The organism is Massilia sp., from assembly GCF_032106685.1.
GTDB lineage: Bacteria > Pseudomonadota > Gammaproteobacteria > Burkholderiales > Burkholderiaceae_D > Telluria.
Genome location: NZ_DAMCPG010000028.1, coordinates 1 through 16,298 on the forward strand (window position 1 = coordinate 1; position 16,298 = coordinate 16,298).

The 16,298-nt window shown below is 59.7% G+C and carries 14 protein-coding genes; 3 read left to right on the top strand and 11 right to left on the bottom strand.

The features are described 5' to 3' along the window. Positions 1–593: 593 nt before the first annotated feature. Positions 594–1,478 (bottom strand): NAD(P)H-binding protein, encoded by an 885-nt coding sequence (locus RT688_RS15400; RefSeq protein WP_313705729.1) that lies wholly within the window; start codon positions 1,476–1,478, stop codon positions 594–596. 97 nt (positions 1,479–1,575) lie between these two features. Continuing rightward, positions 1,576–2,778, bottom strand: a complete 1,203-nt coding sequence (locus RT688_RS15405) for an acyltransferase family protein (protein WP_313705730.1) — start codon at positions 2,776–2,778, stop codon at positions 1,576–1,578. A gap of 811 nt (positions 2,779–3,589) precedes the next feature. Here RT688_RS15405 and RT688_RS15410 point away from each other — a divergent pair. The 3 genes from RT688_RS15410 (at position 3,590) to RT688_RS15420 (ending at position 6,983) form a co-directional block, all read left to right on the top strand. Next, on the top strand, positions 3,590–4,867 hold the full coding sequence (locus RT688_RS15410) for an oligosaccharide flippase family protein (protein ID WP_313705731.1): 1,278 nt from the start codon (positions 3,590–3,592) through the stop codon (positions 4,865–4,867). A 41-nt stretch (positions 4,868–4,908) separates the two neighbouring features. Further along, positions 4,909–6,138, top strand: a complete 1,230-nt coding sequence (locus RT688_RS15415) for a hypothetical protein (protein ID WP_313705732.1) — start codon at positions 4,909–4,911, stop codon at positions 6,136–6,138. 227 nt (positions 6,139–6,365) lie between these two features. Then, the gene (locus RT688_RS15420; RefSeq protein WP_313705733.1) at positions 6,366–6,983 is read left to right on the top strand and encodes a membrane-associated phospholipid phosphatase; all 618 of its coding nucleotides are present in this window, start codon (positions 6,366–6,368) and stop codon (positions 6,981–6,983) included. 438 nt (positions 6,984–7,421) lie between these two features. Here the strand turns inward: RT688_RS15420 and RT688_RS15425 are convergent, their stop codons facing one another. The 9 genes from RT688_RS15425 to RT688_RS15465 form a co-directional block, all read right to left on the bottom strand. Then, complete coding sequence (locus RT688_RS15425) at positions 7,422–7,982, bottom strand: sugar transferase (RefSeq protein ID WP_313705784.1); 561 nt, start codon at positions 7,980–7,982, stop codon at positions 7,422–7,424. A 128-nt stretch (positions 7,983–8,110) separates the two neighbouring features. After that, entirely contained in the window at positions 8,111–9,340 is a 1,230-nt protein-coding gene (locus RT688_RS15430) for a glycosyltransferase family 4 protein (protein WP_313705734.1), read from the bottom strand. A 76-nt stretch (positions 9,341–9,416) separates the two neighbouring features. Continuing rightward, the gene (locus RT688_RS15435; RefSeq protein ID WP_313705735.1) at positions 9,417–10,712 is read right to left on the bottom strand and encodes a DUF1565 domain-containing protein; all 1,296 of its coding nucleotides are present in this window, start codon (positions 10,710–10,712) and stop codon (positions 9,417–9,419) included. Between the two features lie 43 nt (positions 10,713–10,755). After that, positions 10,756–11,535: a hypothetical protein gene (locus RT688_RS15440; RefSeq protein ID WP_313705736.1), complete on the bottom strand. Its 780-nt coding sequence runs from the start codon at positions 11,533–11,535 to the stop codon at positions 10,756–10,758. After that, a complete protein-coding gene (locus tag RT688_RS15445; protein ID WP_313705737.1) occupies positions 11,532–12,227 on the bottom strand; it encodes a hypothetical protein in 696 nt (231 codons plus the stop codon). The genes RT688_RS15440 and RT688_RS15445 overlap by 4 nt, the downstream gene beginning before the upstream one ends. Continuing rightward, positions 12,199–13,329 (bottom strand): glycosyltransferase, encoded by a 1,131-nt coding sequence (locus RT688_RS15450; protein WP_313705738.1) that lies wholly within the window; start codon positions 13,327–13,329, stop codon positions 12,199–12,201. The genes RT688_RS15445 and RT688_RS15450 overlap by 29 nt, the downstream gene beginning before the upstream one ends. Positions 13,330–13,413: 84 nt before the next feature. Next, on the bottom strand, positions 13,414–14,580 hold the full coding sequence (locus RT688_RS15455; protein ID WP_313705739.1) for a DegT/DnrJ/EryC1/StrS family aminotransferase: 1,167 nt from the start codon (positions 14,578–14,580) through the stop codon (positions 13,414–13,416). 14 nt (positions 14,581–14,594) lie between these two features. After that, positions 14,595–15,215, bottom strand: coding sequence for an acyltransferase (locus RT688_RS15460; protein WP_313705740.1), 621 nt, complete (start codon positions 15,213–15,215; stop codon positions 14,595–14,597). A gap of 2 nt (positions 15,216–15,217) precedes the next feature. Then, complete coding sequence (locus RT688_RS15465) at positions 15,218–16,279, bottom strand: Gfo/Idh/MocA family oxidoreductase (RefSeq protein WP_313705741.1); 1,062 nt, start codon at positions 16,277–16,279, stop codon at positions 15,218–15,220. Positions 16,280–16,298 lie beyond the last annotated feature (19 nt).

Here is a 16,298-nt window from a genome sequence, read left to right on the forward strand (position 1 = left end):
CATGATGCTGGCGGCCAGGACGTGGTTGATACGAGCGGTTGCAACAGAAGCGAATGTCATCAAAACTTACCCTTGCTAATAGCGTGAAAGAGTAAGCTTTGAGGGGTGGAAACTTCCTTAGTTCAACAGTTTTGAGGAAAAATTTCCGCGCATTATCAACCCGTACATACGGATGAGTTGTCTGCCAATGCAGTGTGTTACCTGCTCGGCATGGCGACTTTGCTGAAGCGGGAAAAGGGAAGGGCGAGCACCAAGCCAATGCTATAGCGCAAGCCAGACATCCATTAGGGGCATCAGTGATGGCCGGCGTTATCTGGCCGTTCAGGAATGTTGGTCCCGATCAATCCGATCGGCTTACGGGGCATGCCTCTTCTTCTTGCATCCAGAGTGCAGGGAACGTGTGGTTGACGAAGTTTGCTCAACCCGCTCAAGGCAGCCGCGCAGCATCTGCGCCGGCAAGCGCGTGATGAAAGACCGGGCCTGACAGCGCCGGCTGCTGGACAGTGCGGGCCATGGACTGGCGGCGGAATGCAGGCCGCGGCGAGCCTGCGAGCACTGGCGACCAGGCCCGCGAGTATGAATGTGGCCTTTGTTCAACGTAGCCGCCCGTGCTCTTTCATGTCGCGGATCAGCAAGTGTATTCCTTGCTCGAAGTCGCGCGGAACGTAGTCGAAGTCCGCGATGAAGCTGCTCAGGTCGATATCCTTGTTCTCCTGAAAGCGCTCCACCTGTTCCGTGGAGATCGGGCTGACTCCCATCATCGACAATAAGGCAACGCCACGGCGAACGAGCGTGACGGGAAGCGGTACCAGCCTTGCGCGCCGCCCCAGGCTGGACGCGGCACAAGCGATCAGCTGTCGATTCGAATATGCCTTGCTGCCACCGATGTTGTAAGACTTGTTGTAGTACTTCGAATTGAATAAGGCCATTCCGTAGGCCTTGACCAGGTCATGAATCAGCACGGGTTGGATCAGGCTGTTCCCCTTGCCGATCAAGGGCATGATGGGATAGCGGGCCACGGCGCTGACGAGCCTCGAGATATTCCGGTCATCTTTATGACCGTAGATCATCGTTGGTCGAATAATCGTCCAGGGGCAGCGGAACTGCTCCTGAATGAACTGTTCGGCCAAGCGCTTGCGCTCTGCGCTCTGCGAAGGCAGGCGCGTGAAAATCCCGGTCGACCCGGTCAATACGATATGGCGGATCGGCGCCTGGCTCTGCATGACAGCCTGATGAATGTGTTCGGCAAACCAGATATAGCCTGTATTGATGATTGCTTCGCAGCCGTCGAGCGCGCGCGCAAGACTGCCGACATTCGCCACATCATCGACCTCCCGCACTTTCACGCCCGGGTAGCGGCTGAAATTCCGCTTCTCCCGATTGCGAACGACGGCAACGATCCTGTATGACGAATGCAGGGCTGGTATCAGCCTGAACCCGACTTCGCCTGTCGCCCCGATGACTGCGATTGTTCTCATAACGTTCCTATCACGATGAATAGTGGGCTCCACGCCTCGTCTCGCACCCGCCATCGAAGCATTCCTCGCCTCGAGCAGGGGCGCGAGACAGCGCCGGCTAGCGCTTGGCGGGAGCGGGTGTAGCGGCGGACGGCGCCATCACGCGCCGGGCAAGCAAGTCTTTCAGCATGCGGCGGATGCGGTAGGTGTGCTTTTCAAACAGTAGATAGGACAGATAGGATCCGAGCAGCAAGGTGCCCAGCATTCCCAGGTACACGACAAAGTGCAGCGGCTCGCTCGGGGATAACTGGTACAGGTCGAACTGGGTAAGGGCCACGTGCTTCAGCAGGAAGATCAAGGGAAGATGCAAGACATACAGGCTGAAAGAGAAATCGGCGAAGAAGCCGCCGACGCGAGCCAGCGGCCGTGCCAGTTTCGATGTCGGCGCCGCCTTGAACTGCAGGCTGGACAAGAGCACCAAAAACATCACGCTGAGAAAGAGGTCCATTCCGAGCGTGGTCTGGTCGAACTTGTCATTGTCTCCCGTCAGGCGGAAGTAGGCGGCGGCGGCCAGGAGCGGCAACAGCCAGGCGCAACGGGCGCCGATACCGCATTCGATCCGCAGGCGCGAGAACCCGACGCCGAGCAGCCAGATCGCGAAGTACAGAATGATCTCGACGGGCAGCAGGACCGCCGCCAGCGCGAGGCCGGTCCCGCTGGCAATGCGCGAACCGGGGCGGCGCGCGGTAAATAGCAGCACCAGCAAGGGAAACAGAACGTAATACCAGGTCTCGTTGGCGAGGCTCCAGAGGGCGTAGTTGCCGCCGAATTCGGCGAGGACAACGTCCTGCAGGCCGAACAGGTTACCGGCGAAGGACAATACGGAGAACTCGTTGGCGCTCGAGAAATCGAGCGCGCCCGGCAGCAGCGCACCCGTGCTCACACCGAACAGCAACGTCAGCCCGAAAGTAGGGATCAGCACGGTCCACAGCCGCGTTACGCGGTCGACCGCATAGTTGCGCATGGCGCCGGGCTGGTCCATCTTGTTCAGCAAGCTGCCGCCTACCAGCCAGCCGCTGATGATGAAAAATACCAGCACCGCCTGGTGCGCAAATCCGGTCAGGAATGCAAAACCCTGAAACCACAGCGATGGGTCGGCAATCGTGCGCAAGCCGGGATACATCTCGGAGCGCAAGTGCGCGGCGGCGACGACGAAAGCGGCAAGGCCGCGCAGCAGCGAAATCCAAATCGAATGCCAGTAATCGTCGCCGAGCGGGCTCTGTGGCTGGAAGAATAGCCTCGGCATTTTCTTGCTGCGCATAGTGATCCTCATTTGTGTTAATCGTACTTCGTTACCGGTGTACCAGAGGGCCGGCGGCGGAAGGTCGAATTGCGAATAGCGGGGTGCACATCGCCACGAAAACGTCGCCTGATGCAACTGGAATCGATGTACGGCTAATCAGGCGCCACGCCATGCGTTGTGGAATGAGGACGCCTTGGATAGTTCAACGCCGCCATGCCGATCACAATGGCTGGGTTAGCGCAGCGGCGGTGCAGGGTGAAATCCGCCATGGGCCAGAAGAGCAGGGCGGTGATTGAGCAAAATAATTTCCACGGGATGCCAGTTGACTCCTGCGGAGCCATGCCGTTGTGATAGTTCGACAATAACGATCTGGCGCGCTGGCGCCTTGAATTTACTCAAACGGTTTTTTTCGATGTCACGAATTCACAGCGGTTGAACCATCGAATACCCGGCTTTGGGACCCCAGGAGCAATATTTTCTCTCGGCATTCCGGCATTTGTTCTTTAACGAATGATTTTGGCCGACGTGCCGTACTTGATGGAATCGGTCCGCGAATCGATGGGCGTTTTTCCGCGAATGACCGTCAATTTATCAAGCGAGCGCGCCCGATCGGGAACAGCCTATCTCGCCTGGTTAAAGATGAAGTATAGAAACTCATCCTATGTATCAGTGCAGGTCAGCATTGATACTCATCAACCCAATAATCCTTAAAAACAAGACAATCTTATTGGCTTGTCCGATGCTGACTCTTCTTGCGAAAAATTGGAGAACTTTTTTGCAGGAAATCCCGAAGCAATTTTCTTGGCTCAATATTCTGTGAAAAGCGTCTATGCTTGCATCCTTACCTGTTTTTTGGAAACATGCCGCCACGGTTCTCACGGGAACCGTCGTGGCGCAAGCATTGCCCTTGTTGATCGCTCCGCTCATCACGCGCCTGGCGACGCCGGCAGACATGGGAGCGTTCAGCATCTGGCTGGGCGTTATCGCCATCGCCTCCACCGTTGCCACCCTCCGGCTCGAGGCGGCAATGATCCTCGATCATGAGGCCAGCGCCCAGCAGACCTGCTTCAGCGTGGTTGCCTATTTCTCGACCCTGCTCGCGATTGTCATGACGCTCTGCGCGGTTGTCGCGCGACTGTGCGGTTTGCCACAAGCGCAGAACATGTCGTGGTTCGGCTTGCTGACGATCGGCATCGGGACCTGGTTGACCGCGTACAGCCACACAGCCAGCGCCTATGCGACTTCCTACCGTGCGTTCGGCAAGGCGGCCCTGGTGAAAGTCTTCGGTGCGGGGGCGATCGCCCTGGGCCAGCTCGTCTTGTTGTTCGTCGGCGTCGGCGGGACAGCCTTGTTGGCCGGTCAGATTATCGGACTGGCCGTCGGGGTGACGGCGGCCATTATCCTCCTGTCGCCGCCGCGTCCAAGCATTGCGTTGACACCCAGTGTCGTCCAGCGCAAATATCTCGAGAAGCATCGATCGTTCTGGCGTTTCTCCTTACCGGCGGGCTTGTTGAATATGGCGGCAGGGAAGTTTCCATTGTTTGTGATCGGCGCAAAGTATGGCTTCGTCGCCGCGGGCCTGTTTGCCTTGACCGAGCGAATATTGACCGCACCGATCTCCTTGCTCGCAGCGTCGGTGCTGGAAGTCTTCAAGCGCCAGGCCGTGCACGAATTCCAGACCTTAGGAAACTGCAAGAAGGCCTACCGCAGCACGTTCAAAGCCCTTGTCCTGCTTGGCTGCGGCCCGGCAGCGTTCATTTTTGCTTTTGCACCGGATCTTTGTGCCTGGGTATTCGGCGAACCGTGGCGCGGGGCAGGAGAATTCGCACGCATCCTGGCGCCACTGTATTTCCTTAACTTCGTAGCAAGCCCGCTCAGCTACGTGTTTTTTGTCGCGGGAAAACAGAAGATAGAGTTCGTATGGCAGATTGCCTTGTTTATTACGACGATCACCGTGTTCCTTGCCCCTTACTCCCTGACGCAAGTGCTCTGGAACTACACGATCAGTTATTCGTTGTTGTACTTCGTTTATCTGTACATGTCCCACCGGTTCGCTCAGAACGCCGAGTCGCCGCGTGAGCGGGTGCGCGACACAGCCACCGATTGACAATTGTTCACTACAGAAACTCGTTCACGCAGCGGCCCATCATGCATGCACTAGATATCCGTCTGAGCCGATCCTGGGCCGCCATAGACGGCAAAATCACCGTTCATCTGGCGTTTCTTCTACTGTTTCCTGGATTCTTTTTCTACCATACCTTACTAGGGCTTGGGCTAATCCCTGCCATATTGGGAGGCTATTTCTCTCCCGTTGCTCTCATGCTGACGCCGCCCCTGATGTGTTTCTACTTTCTTGCCGTAAAAAAGGACAAGAAGTATTTTACCAACACGGATTTCTATTTCGTGCTGTTTATCGCTTACTACAGCCTGGTTCTCGCGGCAAATTTTGCCGCGGGCGCGAACAGGATGATTTTGCAGCGGTATGTGTTCAGCCTTGTTTTTTGTATCGACACGTTCATCATTTTCAGGATGATGGATTTGAATGACAGGCGGTTCGGATTGCTGGCGACGGCATCCCTTTTCTTGATGTCGGCAATTACCTTCTATTTTTCGATCGACGGCTTTTTCTACCTGCGCTCCCTGGACGAGGCCACGAACCCCGACAGCCTCGCAACCTATCAAGGTTTTGCTCGGTCCTACATTTATGGATTCCTGATCGTGGTTTGCATCATCAAATCCATCGGCGCGCGCGTCCTGCTGTACGGTCTGGCGATCGCCAGCCTGTTCTTGAATGGCGCGCGTAGCGAATTCTCGGCTGTGCTTTTTTTAATTCCCATCATTGAGCTTTATTATGCGAGGAATAAGTTTTACTCGGTAATCCTTGTTCTTTTCCTGTTGGCTTGGCTGGGCTTGAATGCGGAGTCCATCATCGCCATGTTGCCGGATAACCGAATATTGCAGCTGTTCGATTTGTCCCATTCCAGCTCCGGCGTGGCTAGAGAGCAGCTCTCCCGGGAAGCCTGGCGCACGATTACCGAGAATCCCGCGTTCGGTGATTTCGGCAGCTATGCCGATGGTCATTATGCACATAACATATTGTGTGCCTGGGTAGACTTCGGATTGGTCGGTTTCGTCTTCTTCGCTGCGTTATTGGTTTGGCCAGCATTGTATTTATTTTCCGACGGATTTTTCTCACGGAAAAAGTCTGGTGAATTTGTTCTCGCTTGTTCCTTTGTGTGCATATCGATTTTTTGGGCACTGACGGCCAAGGCCTTCCCGGACATGGGTTTCGGCGCTGCACTTGGCGCCTTTGCAAGGTATCGGTATGGGCAAGACAAGGTGAGGCGCCAGGCTGCCGTCCGCCAGCAATCAGGCTGATCAAGACTTGCGGTTGTTGGCGATTCATCGATTTGCGGACGCCATGCTTTCGCTAGCGATTAGGAAGCGCATGATCGTGCATTGCCTGAAGCAATGGGCGATCGGGATCTTGGTGGTTGGCGTCGCGATGCACGGGCCCGGACGGTGTTCACCGTCGGTTCCAGGCAGACGACTGGCTGCAGTTGGTTTTTTGAAAGGTTGATACCGTTACCATGTTTTGGAAGCTAATGATCGATATTGGCCATACGGCAGTCGCGCTCCCTCTGGCCGCGGCGATCGCAGCATGGCTGGTCATGGGCCGGGCCTGGAAGATGGCGCTGTATTGGTGCCTCATGTTCGTTGCGGGCTTAAGCCTGGTGGCACTGTCAAAAATAGCGTTTCTTGGGTGGGACGCCGGGATGGAATCGATCGGTTTCAAGGCGCTTAGCGGCCATGCTCTGTGCGCCACGGCTGTCATGCCTGTCCTGTTTTTTGTCATGTTACAGAACGCCCCGGCCAGCTGGCGCAGAGCAGGTGTGCTATTCGGAATCTGGGTCAGCGCCAGTCTTGCCGTACTGCTGGTTCATTTCAAATATCACACAGCGTCGGAAGTGTTTGCCAGCTTTATCTTGGGCAGCTTGATCAGCCTTGGCTATATACGCATCGCCATGATGTCGCCGGCACCACGCGTATCATGGTGGACTATTCCACTTTGCATTGGCGCCTTTGTCCTGCTCTTCATTCTCAAACCGTCATCCATTAACCACCGGCTTGTGGATGTTGCGCTCTATTTGTCTGGGCGGGACCGGCCCTACCAATGGACGGGGAAACTGATCTGCGAGGCTCAGGTTCCACTGAAAAGGTAGGGTGAGCTGTCCTGCGGTTGTAGCGCCAGCGTCGTTCTTCATGATCCTCCATGGCGGCTTGGCGCAAGGCGCACTGCCTGGGGCGCTTGCGGTCCGCCTGACAAGGTCCTCCAGGGGCGTCGCATAGTCAGTACGAACCTGTGGCGAGGCGATGCAACCCCGGGAAAAGGCGTCAGCTTGTTGGCGGAGAACGTCACACGCTTGTTTTGATGGCATCAGCCGTCGGTTCCGTGCGCGCTGTCGATGGAAGTTCGCCGTTTCGCGTCAGCGCAATCGACGCCTCCGGCCATGTCCTACCCTGGCGCAAGGCGGCGCGCTGCACGGGCTTAACGGCTTCGGCCTTGTCCAGGGCGGCGGCATCGCGCCTTGCGCGCGCTTGCCAGCCATCGCCTACGCACATGTCGTCATTGAGTTCGTCCTCCCTACCGGGACAGGTTCTTAGTGGGTGATACCATCGCGGCGCAGAACCTTGATGAGGGTGAGGAGAATGATCTTGATGTCGAAGGCGAGCGACTGGCGCCGCAGATAGTAGGCATCCAGTGCGACCTTCTCCGGTATAGGTAGCTCGTCGCGGCCGTTGATCTGTGCCCAGCCGGTCAGGCCTGGACGAATCACATGAACCCCTTTTTCGGTGCGCATTTCGATCAGGTTCTCCTGGTTGAACAGCGCCGGCCGTGGCCCGACAACACTCATGTCGCCGCGCAGGATGCACCACAGCTGTGGCAATTCGTCCAGGCTCGACTTGCGCAGGAAGCCGCCAATCGGTGTGAGGTATTGATCGGGATCCCGCAGGAGGTGGGTCGCCACGACCTGCGTTCCTACGCGCATGGTGCGCAGCTTCGGCATCGAGAACAGCACGTTATTCCGGCCGACCCGGTGCGACCAGTACAGAGCCGGTCCCTGGGAGGTCAGCTTGACCAGCAATGCAAAGATCAGCAATGGAACAATGAAAACGACCGAAGCCGCCAGTCCCAACAATAAGTCGAAAACGCGTTTCATCATTCTTCAGCCTCTTGATGCCTGGTCTTTCGAAATAGCGCCGCTCCGATAGCGAGACAAGCCTGGCAGGCAGTTCCTGGCAGCGCGGCGCAAGCCGTACCGACGGCGTGCGGCGACCGGCGTGGTCGTCAGGCGCACGCGGCAAGAAATCGCTGACCCAGCACCGGGTAGGTAAGGTTTTCGAGGACGAAAGCCCTGCCTCTTTCTCCCATCGCACGGCGCTCGTCGGCAGACAGTGCCAGCAGAGCCCGGATGCCCTGAACTGCCGCCTGCGGATCGTCAGGCTCGACGGTCAGGCCGCAGCCGGCCTCGCGGACCGGGTCGTTCCCGGCCGCGACCGCATGCAGGACTGGGCGGGCCGCCATCATGTAATCCATCAGCTTGTTCGGCGCGATGCCGAAACGGTACAGCGGATGTCGGTGCCAACCGATGTAGGCGATGTCGAAGCCCTTCAGCAAGGCCGGAATCTGGCTCTTCTTGACCGGATCCAGAAAATGGATGTTGTCCAGTTTTTCGCGCGATGCACGCTGCTGCAGGCTTTCCTTGCCTGGTCCGCCGCCTACCAGCACGAACGCGACCTTTTCGCCCTGCATCAATCTGGCGGCGTCCAGCATGTTCTCGAGCGCGTTCGACACCCCATGGGTGCCGGCATAGCCGACGATGGCGTTTCCTTGTGCGCGGAGCCTGCCGAGAAGCTGGCCGACCTCGTCCGGCAGCTCCGGACTATCTGCCAGCCACTCGCCCGGGTCGATCCCGTTTGGCACGAAATGCAGCTTTTCTGGCGCCAGTCCGCGCGACATCATGTATTCACGCACTTTCGGAAGCATCGAGACCACGCGATCGGCATGGCGGTAGGCGTAATCCTCGGCCTGCTGCACCAGCATGATGAAGGGATGCCATTTCGACATTCCACCGAGTTCCATCGGCGACAGTGGCCACAGATCGTGCACCTCGAACAGCAGTTTGGCCTTGGCCAACCTGGCGATGCGGTGCGCCGGCCAGATGTCCATTGGGTAAGTACTCGAGGCGATGACGACGTCCGGTTGGTATGCCTGCGCAATCTGCTTGCTGTCTCGATACAAGGCGGTGACGAAGCCGGCCATGTTCCTCACGCGCCCAATGCCATTGCCGCAATAGGCCGGCGTGCGGTACCAGCTATACCCGATGCCGTCGATGTCTTCGTCAAGGCGCGCCGCGCCGGCCAGTTCGGGTTGGCGCGCACGGATATGCGAATGGTCCGCGGCAACGATGTGTACGCGATGTCCCGCACGTACCCATTCGCGCGCCAGGTAGTAAGGCCGGTAGGCCATGCCGTGCCGAGGCGAGCCGGCATAATGATTGATCAGCACGATATTCATTCGATTGGCTCCAGACGTTCGGGGCAAGGGTTATGGACTCGCATAAAGTTCATTCGAATTGCCTAGCGGTACGACCTCAATTCTTGTCAGGGACGATGCGCGGACTTTCTTCGCTTTCGGACGCAGGTGGATGTGCTGCCCCGCCGTCGCTCGTTCCTGGGGGAGCGGCCAGTAACAGATGCGCACTGGCGCCTTTGCCGTTGGCCGGCGACGCGCGCTGGAGGCGATAATCGCCGGTGCCGTTGGCCCGGTAATCCACAAAGAGTGGATCGGCGGAGATCGTGCCGCTGACAGCGCCTTTTACGCGCCAATCGATGTCGTTGGAGTGCACCAGGTTATCGGCATAGCGGTTGTTGCCGCCCACCTTGCCCATTTCGGTAATGCCGTGGCCATTGCGGTACACGATATTGTTGGCAACGTAGTTGTTGCGGGTGCCGGCCCCGGTCGCACCGCTGTCGCCGTGCCCGATGACGATGCCCATCTTCGAATTAAAGATGGTGTTGTTGACGATCGTGGAATCCGTCGCGCCGTGCCAACTGTTGATGCCCACCGAGGCCACGCCCGAAATGACGTTATTCGACACCCTGTTGTTCCGGTTGGCGACGTAGATTCCCTGCACGGTGTTGCAACTGCGGGCAGCAAGCCATTGGACGCCGATGTTCCTGACGACATTGGAGTCGATGACGGCGCCGCCTCCCGGGCCCCAGACATCGATGGCAGCGCCGCCACCCCCATTGCAGCCGCCGCTGACCTGCAGGTCGTGGACGAAGTTGTTGGTGATCTTCTCGTTGCCGCCCTCGGCGAGAATGCCGATACGACCGGTGCCGGTGATGTCGAAACCGTCGATGTCGACGTAGGCGCCCTTCGAGTGCCAAGCGATGCCGGTTCCGGAGAACACGATCCTGGCGCCCCATTTGACGTCCGAAACGAATTTGATGCGCTCGGTTGGCGTGCCGTCCTTGCTGGTAAGGATGCCGGCGCTACGCTTCGATGGCGCGGCGACCTTGTAGGTACCGGGGGCGACGTGAATCGTGTAGCCTGCGCGCGCGCGCGAATCCGCGTGTGCGATCGTCAGGAATGGCTCCGCTTGCGTTCCGGAGTTCGCGTCCGAGCCCGTCGTTGCCACATACAGATGCTTCGTATCGGTGCAGGACGCAAGCAGGAGGCAGAGACCGGTGCACACGATGCCCAGGGCGAGCCGCGGTCTTCGTTTAGTGGGCGCAAAAAAGAACACGTCGGGCACCTGCAAGCGGGCATGCCGATCGGTGGCGACAGCGTGTCCCCCGCACGCGGGGAGGGGAGCGACGACGAATGGGGTGGCGATGAGCCGGGAACAGCTGCCTGGCAGGGTAGAAATTTTATTCGCATTCATGGATTTATCGGCTGCTTCGCTCGGCGCAGGCAAACGCGCTGCGTTACCAGACCAAGCCTTCATAAAAACGGAACAGGTTGTCTTTGGTATTTTCTTTCCAGTTGGTTTCGACTTGCCGCGGATGGGTCACCAGACAAATCCTGCGATGACCGCGTATTGCCTCGAACGGCGAGGTCGGGTGGTAATACTGCGGCGCGGGGCGGTCGGCGATGTAGATGTCGATATGATCGAGCAGCGCGCGATCGTATGCTTCGCAGGCTATTCCACACTCCTGGCGCAATTGCGGGTCCTCGAGAATCTCGGTGTTATTCACCTTCAGCCGCCGGTTGACAAAATCACCGTGACTCGCCACTGTGCGCATTTTCCTGCCGAGCGCCTGCTCGATGCGTAAGAAATTGGCGATGAAATGCGAGCGGATTTCCGGCAACCGATCGCGCAGCGCCGTCGGGCATTTGATCCTGTTCTTCTTGGCGTAGGTCGCCAGCTCTTCATAGTGATAGCTGGCTTCGCTTCCATACTCTTCTATTTCGCGCATCAGCTTGACGTCGAGGGTGGACAGCCTGAAGTAAAAGCTGGACCTGATCCCGTGCTTTTTCTCGATCTCGAACATCTTGCGGGTAGTGCGCAGGTCGGTATCGATGTCATGGCGATGCACCAGGACCTTGTCGGGCACTGGCCGTCCCTCGCGCACCAGATCGAAATACCCGCGCACGGAAGTCTGTGTGTACCCGGCCTCGTGCGCCGTGCGCACCACTTCCTCGTACGAGGCCAATTGGGAGGGCATCAGGTAGTCGCAATACAGGCGGCCGAGTACAGTAGTCATTGTAGGGAGTACTTTGCACGATAAGGTTGAAAACCCAGCATCTTCTTGAACGTCTTCAGGCCGGGACTTGCGCCGAAATACGTGTCGTACATCAGGTATTGATAATTGCGCGCTTCGATCAGTTGGCAAATTATTTCCGTCACCATCAGATGCATCACGCCATCGTTATTGCGGACGCCGATGACCCGGGTGAAGGAAGCGAAGTTGCCATAAAAACCCAGTTCCCCATAGGCCATGAGTTTTCCCGCGGAATTGAGTACGCCGTAGTACTTGAAATTGACTTCGGACTGGTAGCTCGTTTTTTTCTCGCGATAAGACTGATCCATCGGCCGCCCCTGGCGGACGTCGAGCGAATTATTGATTTCATAGATGTCGTCGATGAAATCGTTCCTGTCGATTTCCACGACGGTGTATCCCTTGCCTTTGGCTTTCCGGGCGTGGCGGTCCGCCGAATTGCGTCCCTTGATGTGCTGCAGGTAGTCCTCGCGGTCTCGGAACTTGGTCAAATCAACCAGTGCAGCACCCACCGACTTATGTGGAAAAATCTTGTATTTGGGATGTGGTTTCGTGTAGTACTTGTAGCTTTTCTCGACGTTTTCCGGATTCAGGTCTGAACGGAACTGCAGCCGCACCACAGGCAGCCTGGCGATCGTGGTGACCTGGTCAAAAAGTTGCGATAGCTTGTTTAACATGTGCGCGAGCTCCATAGAAATCGGTCAATCTGGCGGCCTCGATGCCCCAGTTGTATTTCTCGAGTACGGCTTGACGGCCGCGTTCGCCCATCGATCTTGCGATGTGCGGGTGGGTGACCAGATGGTCGATTGCGGCGGCAATGGCGTGCGGATCGAGCGGGTCGACGCAGATGCCGCAGCGGTTCCCTTCGATGATGTCGCGCCACAGCGGAAAGTCCGAGGCGATCACGGGAATGCCCGATGACATGTACTCGAACATCTTGGTCGGCAGGGAGTCGATGTGGTTCGGCAGCGGGAGCAGGGTCACCATCCCGGCCACCGAGCGCGACATGACATCGCGTATGCCGGCACGATCGAGGAATCCCAGGTCGCTGACATGCTGCCAGCCGGGATGTGCCCTGACTTCCGCTTCCGCCGCCGGGTCGAAGAAGCGCCCGGCCAGATTCAGGCGCGCACCCGAGCGCAGCAGGGTGCCGGCTTCCACCAGCTGGCGAATGCCGCGGATGCCACTGATCGCACCGACGTAGCAAACCTCGTTGCGCTTCATGCTCCACGATTCGGCGCCGGCGAACTCGTCAATGATGGGGAAATTGTTGATGTCCACCGTGACCGGATTAATTTTCAGAAACGCGTCGCGAATGAAAGGCGTGGCCGTGACGATGCCGTCGAAACGCGAGCAGGCGAATCGTTCGTAGGCGGAGAACAGCGCCGGCAAGACCCGCCGCGCCACCGGGCCCAGATAAGGTTTGCCCTGCAGCTGGCGAGACACATCCTCGTGCGAGTCGAAGATGACCGTCTTGCCCCGGCGTTTGAGCTTGAGCCCGGCGGGAATCAATTCGGGATCGTGGAAATGGTAGATGTCCGCGTCCAATGCGAGGGCCCTGTCGAACACCCGCTGGGTGGTCTTGAGAATCCGCTGCAGCCGGCCGGGCAGGCGGCCGACGTCGGCGATCGCGACCCCATCCATGCGGGCGTCGCCTTTCCCGTCCGCCACCACCAGTGTCACGTCATACCCGTTTGCCGCCAGCGTGCGGCATTGTTTGATGAAGATCCTGGGATCGTTGCGCGGATGGGCAGACGTGAGATGAGCGATCCTGCACATGGTGTGCTCCCTGGTAAGAAGCCAATAAATTTTGCGGCCCGCTGCCATCGGCAACGGGCGAGCCTGCTATCGACGACGCCAGGGTTACGGCAATACGGGCGCTGCGGCGGTGTCGCGTGGCGGCTCCGCCTCGTCGGCGGCGCCGTCGGCGCCTGGCAGTGCCACACCGGCCGCACTCAGCAGCGTTGCTGCGACCGTGTGGGCCGACTCGGCCGACAGGTAGGGACCCATGGGCAGGCTGATCACCTTGGCCGCCATTTCGCGCGCGACGGGACAGGCGTCGTCCGACGACAGGTGCGCATAGGCGGGCTGCATGTGGATCGGCACCGGGTAATGCACGGCGGTGGGAATGCCGGCCGCCTGCAGTGCAGCCTGGATCCGCTCGCGCTCCTCGACGACGGCCGTGTATTGGGCGTAGACACTGGTACGCTCAGGCATGCGGCCGACCAGTCCGATGCGTCCCGACAGCATGGCGTCGTAGCGCGCCGCAGCCCTGGTACGCTGCTCCAGCTCCCATTCGAAACGCTCCAGCTTGGCCAGCACGATGGCGCATTGCAGCGTGTCCATGCGGCCGCCGACGCCGATCCGGGTATGGACGTAACGGCGCGACTGGCCGTGAACGCGGATCTCGCGCATGGCGCCGGCGAGCTGGTCGTCGCTGGTGAAGATCGCTCCCCCGTCGCCATAGCAGCCCAGCGGCTTGCTGGGGAAAAAACTGGTGCAGCCGATGGTCGACAGGTTGCAGCTTTTCTTGCCGCGGTAGCTGGCGCCGAAGCTCTGGGCCGCGTCCTCGATCACGGCCAGCCCATGGCGCGTGGCGATCGCATTGATCTCGTCCATGTCCGCCGGCTGGCCGAACAGCGACACCGGCATGATCGCGCGGGTGCGCGGCGTGAGCTTTTCCTCGATCAGGCTCGGCGCCAGGTTGCAGGTCGACCGGTCGATGTCGACGAAGACCGGGGTAGCGCCGAGCAGGACGATGGCTTCGGCGGTGGCGATGAACGAAAACGGGGTGGTGATGACTTCGTCGCCCGGTTTGATGCCGAGCGCCATGAGCGAGATCACCAGTGCTTCGGTGCCCGATGCGACGGTGACGCAATGCCGGGCTCCGGTATATTGGGCCAGGCGCGCCTCGAGTTCGGCGACCTCGGGGCCCATGATGTATTGGCCGTGATCGAGCACGGTCTGGATGCGATGGTTGATCAGTTCGCGCGAGGCTTCGTATTGCGATTTGAGGTCGATGAATTCCATGTCGTGTCCGTAGGTCAGGGTTGGGAGGCGCCACCGCCGGCGCCCGGCACCAGCATGCAGACGCCGTCCTGCAACAGGTAAAGGTCGTCCGTGTGCGGGCAGCGTGCTTCGCCGTGGCCGCCGATGCGCAGCGGCAGGCGTTCGCCGTGGCGGCTCATCCAGCCGATCTGGCGCGCCGGCACGCCGGCCATCAGGGCGAAGGCCGGGACGTCGCGGGTCACGACCGCGCCGGCGCCGATGAAGGCGTATTCGCCGACGGTCACGCCGCAGACGATGGTGGCGTTGGCGCCGAGCGTGGCGCCGCGCCGCACCAGGGTGCGCCGGTATTCGCTCTTGCGCTCCACCGCGGCGCGCGGATTGTGGACGTTGGTGAAGACCATGCTGGGACCGCAGAACACGTCGTCTTCGAGCGTGACGGCGTCGTAGACGGAAACGTTGTTCTGGATCTTGACGCGGTCGCCGATCCGCACGTCGTTGCCGACGAAGACGTTCTGGCCAAGCGCGCAGCCCGCGCCGATGCGCGCGCCGGCGCAGACGTGGGCGAAATGCCAGACGCGGGTGCCTGGTCCGAGGACGGCGCCATCGTCGACGATGGCGCTGGCGTGGACCTGCGATTGGGGCGTATGCCGGTCCATGCTCAGTACTCCAGCGGCAGGGCGACGCGCCTGCCGTCGCGCGCCGACATGTAGGCGGCCACCAATACCTCGAGCGACTTGAGTCCCTCGCGTCCGTCGGTCTCGGGTTCGGCCTCGCCGCGCAGGACCTTGATGACGTTGTCGTAGTACAGCGGGTGGCCGAAGCCGTAGACCGACGTGGTCTGGTAGCTCGCGTCCTGGACTTTGGCGTCGTCGGGATCGGGGTGGGCGAACTCCCATTGCTGCACTTCGTTGACGGCGACACCGCCGATGCGCACCGTGCCGTGCTCGCCAAGGATGGTGATCGAGCCTTCCATGTTGCGGGGATAGGTGAGCATCGTGACGTTCATGGAACCGAGCGCGCCATTGCGCCAGCGCAGGCTGATGACGCCGGTGTCTTCGACCTCGATGTTGCGCGCGAGCGTGGCGGTATAGGCTTGCAGGCTTTCGACGGGGCCGACGATCCAGTCGATCAGGTCGACGTAGTGGCTGGCCTGGTTCATGAAGGCGCCACCGTCGAACTCCCAGGTGCCGCGCCACTTGGCGCTGTTGTAATACTCCTCGGGACGGGTCCAGAACACGTTCAGGTTCACCATGTAGATGCGGCCGAAACGTTTTTTCTCGACCGCGCTCTTGAGCAGCTGGAGGGTGGCGTTGCGGCGGTTCTGCTTGACGACGAACAGGCGCACACCGGCGGCGTCGGCCGCGGTGACCATGCGCTTGCCGTCTTCCCAGCGCGTGGCCATCGGCTTTTCCGTGATCACGTGGCGGCCGGCGTTCGCGATCCGGACCGCCTGCTCCGGATGCAGGCCGGACGGGGTGGTGACGATGAAGGCGTCGGCGTCGCAGCGGTCGAGCATCGCGTCGAGGCTGGTGTAGGCCTCGGCGCCGGTCCTGTCCGCGGCCTGGGCCAGCGCGCGCTGGTCGATGTCGCAGACGCCGACCAGCTCGCAGCGGTCGCGGTGCTCGCGGATGGCGCCGAAATGGTTGTTGGCGATGCGGCCGCAGCCCACCAGGGCGAAGCGGATCTTGCGGTCGAGGATGGCGGGGGGATAGTTGCGCATGATCTTCTCCGATGACGGC

Bases quoted from the DNA above. Each gene is read 5' to 3' on its own strand.
- RT688_RS15435 (WP_313705735.1), bottom strand. From the start codon at position 10,712: ATGAATGCGAATAAAATTTCTACCCTGCCAGGCAGCTGTTCCCGGCTC.
- RT688_RS15465 (WP_313705741.1), bottom strand. From the start codon at position 16,279: ATGCGCAACTATCCCCCCGCCATCCTCGACCGCAAGATCCGCTTCGCC.
- RT688_RS15445 (WP_313705737.1), bottom strand. From the start codon at position 12,227: ATGTTAAACAAGCTATCGCAACTTTTTGACCAGGTCACCACGATCGCC.
- RT688_RS15450 (WP_313705738.1), bottom strand. From the start codon at position 13,329: ATGTGCAGGATCGCTCATCTCACGTCTGCCCATCCGCGCAACGATCCC.
- RT688_RS15415 (WP_313705732.1), top strand. From the start codon at position 4,909: ATGCATGCACTAGATATCCGTCTGAGCCGATCCTGGGCCGCCATAGAC.
- RT688_RS15440 (WP_313705736.1), bottom strand. From the start codon at position 11,535: ATGACTACTGTACTCGGCCGCCTGTATTGCGACTACCTGATGCCCTCC.
- RT688_RS15410 (WP_313705731.1), top strand. From the start codon at position 3,590: ATGCTTGCATCCTTACCTGTTTTTTGGAAACATGCCGCCACGGTTCTC.
- RT688_RS15400 (WP_313705729.1), bottom strand. From the start codon at position 1,478: ATGAGAACAATCGCAGTCATCGGGGCGACAGGCGAAGTCGGGTTCAGG.
- RT688_RS15460 (WP_313705740.1), bottom strand. From the start codon at position 15,215: ATGGACCGGCATACGCCCCAATCGCAGGTCCACGCCAGCGCCATCGTC.
- RT688_RS15405 (WP_313705730.1), bottom strand. From the start codon at position 2,778: ATGCGCAGCAAGAAAATGCCGAGGCTATTCTTCCAGCCACAGAGCCCG.
- RT688_RS15455 (WP_313705739.1), bottom strand. From the start codon at position 14,580: ATGGAATTCATCGACCTCAAATCGCAATACGAAGCCTCGCGCGAACTG.
- RT688_RS15425 (WP_313705784.1), bottom strand. From the start codon at position 7,982: ATGAAACGCGTTTTCGACTTATTGTTGGGACTGGCGGCTTCGGTCGTT.
- RT688_RS15430 (WP_313705734.1), bottom strand. From the start codon at position 9,340: ATGAATATCGTGCTGATCAATCATTATGCCGGCTCGCCTCGGCACGGC.
- RT688_RS15420 (WP_313705733.1), top strand. From the start codon at position 6,366: ATGATCGATATTGGCCATACGGCAGTCGCGCTCCCTCTGGCCGCGGCG.